Source organism: Deinococcus frigens DSM 12807 (genome assembly GCF_000701425.1).
GTDB classification, from domain to species: domain Bacteria; phylum Deinococcota; class Deinococci; order Deinococcales; family Deinococcaceae; genus Deinococcus; species Deinococcus frigens.
Genome location: NZ_JNIW01000121.1, coordinates 1 through 3,324, shown reverse-complemented (window position 1 = coordinate 3,324; position 3,324 = coordinate 1). Strand labels below are relative to the sequence as shown.

At 66.8% G+C, this 3,324-nt stretch carries 3 protein-coding genes; 2 read left to right on the top strand and 1 reads right to left on the bottom strand.

From position 1 onward, the window contains the following. Nucleotides 1-146: 146 nt before the first annotated feature. Nucleotides 147-848, bottom strand: a complete 702-nt coding sequence (locus Q322_RS0119755) for an HAD family hydrolase (RefSeq protein ID WP_029479554.1) — start codon at nucleotides 846-848, stop codon at nucleotides 147-149. A 378-nt stretch (nucleotides 849-1,226) separates the two neighbouring features. Between Q322_RS0119755 and Q322_RS0119750 the strand changes: the two genes are divergently transcribed. Together Q322_RS0119750 and holA are read left to right on the top strand one after the other, a co-directional pair. Then, nucleotides 1,227-2,090: a serine/threonine-protein kinase gene (locus Q322_RS0119750; protein WP_084148120.1), complete on the top strand. Its 864-nt coding sequence runs from the start codon at nucleotides 1,227-1,229 to the stop codon at nucleotides 2,088-2,090. Next, nucleotides 2,087-2,992 (top strand): DNA polymerase III subunit delta, encoded by a 906-nt coding sequence (holA, locus tag Q322_RS0119745; protein WP_029479552.1) that lies wholly within the window; start codon nucleotides 2,087-2,089, stop codon nucleotides 2,990-2,992. Before Q322_RS0119750 ends, holA begins: the two co-directional genes overlap by 4 nt. Nucleotides 2,993-3,324: the final 332 nt, after the last annotated feature.

Sequence of the window (3,324 nt, the reverse complement as noted above, 5' to 3'; positions counted from 1 at the left end):
CGTCCAAGCGTCCTCATGGGCGCTGCTCTGGACAAGACAGCGAGCAGGAGAAAAACGGGTTCCGGACGTGGAGTGGATGAGTCGGCGCTGTCCCGATTCATGCACGAAACAAACGGAATCCGTATAACACCAGCGGGAGGGCGACGCTAAAGTTCCTGCCCTGCCCCGGCCACTCCTGCCGCTTCCAGTAGACCTGGCAGCCCCAGCGAGAAGCCGTCGCTGAGCCGCGCCCACTCCGGGGGAAAGGGCTGGGTGCGGGTCACGTCGTTGGGGACCACCACCAGCCGCATCCCTGCCGCTACCGCCGCCGTGCCGCCGTTCAGGCTGTCCTCCACCGCCAGACAGTTCCCGGCGCGCAGGCCCAGGCACTTGGCGGCCAGCACGTACAGCTCGGGGTCCGGCTTGACGCGCCGCACGTCGTCACGGGTGCACAGGACCGTGAACAGGTTCAGCAGACTGTGCTGCTCCAGCCAGCGCGTGACCCACTTGCGGTCACTGCTGGTCGCCAGAGCCAGCGGCCACCCGGCGGCGTGTAACCCCTCCAGCACCCCGCGTACGCCGGGGCGCAGGTCCTGCTCGCCGATGTCGGCCACAATGCGGGCGTGCAGCTCGGCATGAACGTTTTCGCGGTCCGCCTGCACCGCATCGGGCAGCCCGGCCCAGGGATCAAAGGCGTCCCAGGTGCCGATGCCACGCTGCCAGTCGATCAGCGCCAGCTCGCGTCCATGCTGGCGGTACAACTGTTGCCAGTGGTGGAACTCGCGGGTTTCGGTGTCCAGGATGGTGCCATCGAAATCGAAGACGACGGCGCGCAGCGCGTCAGGGCCAGGGGCAGAGGAAGGCAGCATGTGCAGCAGTCTATGCGCGGACTGCCGCACCGCCGCTGAGGCGCAGTTGAGTATGGCTTCAGGACAGGGGCCGTCAGAAAGCGTGTCAGACCGGGTCAAGTTGTGGCGACTCGTCGGCGCGCCAGCGGCTCTGGATGCGGCCACAAGAAGCCGCAGCGTGAACTGCAAATCCGTGGCTGAGACGGACTGCATCAGATTCCGTCTCAGCCTGAAATGGGCCGGACGCCCCTCTCTTCAGGAGCATTCCCAGTCCAGATCACGCCCTCTGCATTAGTTGCCTCTGCCTTCATCCGGCTTCAAAGGGGCATCTGAACCGCAAATCGTATCAGCTCACACCACGTTACTGATTTTGTGAACCATCTAACCTAGAGTAGAACGGTGCAGGAATTGACCACTTTGCAAGAGCTGCGAGCGCGGACACCGCTGGCCGAACGGGGCGGGGTCCTAAGCGAGTCGGCGCGGTGGCGTGGCCTGCCGGTATTCGTAAAAACCCTGATGGTCGACGATCCTGGTGCCCAGGCCCGCTTTCAGCACGAGGGCCGGGTGGCGGCCTCGCTGCACCATCCGGCGCTGGTGCCGCTGCTGGCAACCTCGCCCCGTCAACTGATCTTTCCCTTTGTGGAGGGCGGCACGCTGCGCGAGCGGCTGGACACAGGCCCTTTGAGCGCGGATCAGGCCACGTCCGTCGCGCTGGGCCTGCTGCGCGGCGTGGTCTACCTGCACGCGCAGGGTGTGACCCACCAGGACCTGAAACCGGAAAACGTGCTGCTGCGGGCCGGGCAGGCGAGCTGGGACGCGGCGCAGATCATCGACTTCGGCATGAGCCACGCCCGGCACCTGCCGCTGGACATCCACAGCGGCACCCGCATGGGCACGCCGCATTTCATGGCCCCTGAGCAGTTCTACGGCACGCGCGGTGACGCCCGCAGCGACCTGTATTCGGTGGGCGTCCTGCTGTTCGACTGCCTGGCGGGCGAGCCGCCCTACGCCGACGCCCTGGGCTGGCTGGCGGGCATCCACACCACGCTGGCCGAATTGCCCGGCCCAGAGGCGCTGCACCCACTGCTGCGCGCCGCCCTGTCGCGCAATCCGGCGCAGCGGCCCACCAGCGCCGTGGGGATGTACCGGGAGTTGTGCGCGGCCCGCCTGACCCTGGGCCTGCCCCCCCCCGGAGGCACCGGGACCACCGACGCCGTACCCGGCCTGGTGGTGCACGGCGCGGCGGAGGACGGCGGCCTGTGACCCTGCTGGCCTTTACCGGCAACCGTTTTCTGGCCGAGGAAGCCCTGCGCGAGACCCTGACCCGGCGCGGCCTGAACCCCCGCGATCTGCCCCGCCTGGGCGGCGAGGACGTGACGGCCCAGACCCTGGGACCGCACCTGTCGCCCGGACTCTTCGGCGACGGCGGCGTGATCGTGGACCTGGAAGGGGTCAAGCCCGACAAGGCGCTGCTGGAACTGCTGGCGGGGGCTGCCGTGACCGTGGCTGTACTGGATGAGGCGGCCCCCGCCACGCGCACCAAGCTGTATGCGGCGCGCGGCGAGCAGATCGTTTCCGCCGCGCCCAGCAAGCCCGGCGAGGTCACCGGCTGGGTGGTCCAGTACGCCAGAAAACAGAAGCTGCCGCTGGACAGGGACGCCGCCGCCTACCTGGCCGAGGTCTTCGGGTCCGATCTGGCGGGGATTGCCAGCGAACTGACCAAACTGGCCCTGCTGGACGGCCCGCACACCAGGGAGGCCGTGCAGCGCGTGGTGGGCCGCGAGCCGCCCGGCGACAGCTTCGCCATGCTGGGCGCGGCGACGGCAGGCCGCCCCGGCGAGGCAGTGGGTCAGCTCCGCCGCCTGCTGGCCTCCGGCGAGGACCCCTTCAAGCTGATGGGCACGGTAGTCTGGCAGTACAGCCTGGTGGCCCGCACGGTAGCGCTGCTTCAGGAAGAGGGCCGTATCACCGAGACGGCGGCGGCCCAGCGCCTGGGCGTCAGGCCGTACCCGGCCAAGAAAGCCCTGGACGTGGCCCGCAAGCTGAACGAGGCCAGGATTCGCGCCCACCTGACCCGCATTCTGGACGCGGACCTGGCGATGAAACGCGGTCTGGACGCCGGGGTTACGCTGGAACGGTTGATCGTGCAGTTGAGTGTGTCGTGAGGCTCTGAGGGTCAAGCTGCCGAACCGTCCAACGGTCTAACCGCAGAAAGCCTGCACTGCTTTTGCGGTTGGAGCTTCAGACCGTTTGATACGGATTCCGGTCATTCAGTTATCTTTTGGAACAGCACCAAAAGCTAACACCATTCTGGAACCCGTACTTTTCCTTCTCCCGTTGGTCGGGTTTCGCAGTTATTTCATAACTGTTCAACCGGAATCCGTTTGACCGTCCCGCCGGTCTCTCAGTACCCGACACTTTTCGAGGGGGCTTGAAATCCGTCGTCCAATACGCGAAAACAGAGCGCGTCTCCCGTTGCCCTGAAATCGTTCAGTCT

Coding starts and splice junctions, on each gene's coding strand:
- Q322_RS0119755 (WP_029479554.1), bottom strand. CDS start 848: ATGCTGCCTTCCTCTGCCCCTGGCCCTGACGCGCTGCGCGCCGTCGTC.